Source organism: Elioraea sp. Yellowstone (genome assembly GCF_006704265.1).
Taxonomy (GTDB): domain Bacteria; phylum Pseudomonadota; class Alphaproteobacteria; order Acetobacterales; family Acetobacteraceae; genus Elioraea.
Genome location: NZ_VIKA01000339.1, coordinates 1 through 487 on the forward strand (window position 1 = coordinate 1; position 487 = coordinate 487).

Annotated in this window: 1 protein-coding gene; it reads right to left on the reverse strand. The window is 74.1% G+C overall.

Features of this window, described 5'->3' with window-relative positions; all coding sequences use genetic code 11:
- The coding region (locus tag FK498_RS19030; protein WP_141857298.1) for a DEAD/DEAH box helicase at positions 1–487 on the reverse strand (487 nt) is incomplete at both ends.

Here is a 487-nt window from a genome sequence, read left to right on the forward strand (position 1 = left end):
GGGGGCGAGGGAGGCGAGGCGCGCGAGACCGAGGGCGAGCTGGTCGCCGCGCTTGGTGCCGGCGAGCGCATGGATCTCGTCGACGACGATGATGGAGAGGCCGGCGAAGATGCGGCTCGCGTCCTCCATCGACAGCATCACCGCGAGGCTCTCGGGCGTGGTGAGCAGGATGTGCGGCGGGGTTTCGCGCTGGCGTCGGCGCGTCGCGGCGTCGGTGTCGCCGGTGCGGGTCTCGATCGTGATCGGCAGGCCCATTTCCGTGACCGGGCGCGTCAGGTTGCGGGCGATGTCGGCGGCCAATGCCTTGAGCGGCGAGACGTAGAGCGTGTGCAGGCCGGGGCGGGGGTGCTGGGCGAGGTCGGCGAGGGTGGGGAGGAAACCGGCGAGCGTCTTGCCCGCGCCGGTGGGGGCGATGAGCAGGGCGGAGCGGCCTGCGCGCGCCTCGGCCAGCATCGCGCGCTGGTGCGGGTGCGGCGACCAGCCGCGC